Raw genomic sequence first — 378 nt, 5'->3', positions numbered from 1 at the left:
ATCATGCCCCTAGTGGGTTATCGATGGAACGAATAATAACGGGGCCGCGCGGCCCCGTCAATAGTACCCGACTAAATTTTGTGGTTATTCCCCGTCTTGCGCCGCCCGGTCGCAAACCGCCTGTGCATATTTTTCGTTTTCTTTCCATGCGCGCTCGATGGTGTCGTCGGCGTCCGGGCCCGGCTTCACGACACCCAAAACCATATCAAAAAGGATATCGTCGGTTTCGGCCCCAGCCTTAAACGTGAATCCGTATTCAAGGCGGTTATTGGCAAGTGCGCAAATGTAGGTTTCGAAAATCATGGCTTGTCCTCAGCGGGGCCCGTAGGCCCCTTCGTGAGTAGGTTAGATATCACAATCCGCGTAATCGTCTTTGAG

At 53.2% G+C, this 378-nt stretch carries 1 protein-coding gene; it reads right to left on the bottom strand.

Annotated elements, in window-relative coordinates; translation table 11 throughout:
- Window positions 1-84: 84 nt before the first annotated feature.
- On the bottom strand, window positions 85-303 hold the full coding sequence (locus AC1RPQ_RS08115; RefSeq protein ID WP_289856636.1) for a hypothetical protein: 219 nt from the start codon (window positions 301-303) through the stop codon (window positions 85-87).
- Window positions 304-378 lie beyond the last annotated feature (75 nt).

The organism is Dellaglioa sp. CoH-57-MRSF-21, assembly GCF_056781915.1.
The sequence above is the reverse complement of the archived record's forward strand: the minus strand, read 5'-3'. Positions and strand labels throughout refer to the sequence as shown.

Excerpts from the sequence above, each read along its gene's own strand:
- AC1RPQ_RS08115 (WP_289856636.1), bottom strand. The coding sequence starts at position 303 with ATGATTTTCGAAACCTACATTTGCGCACTTGCCAATAACCGCCTTGAA.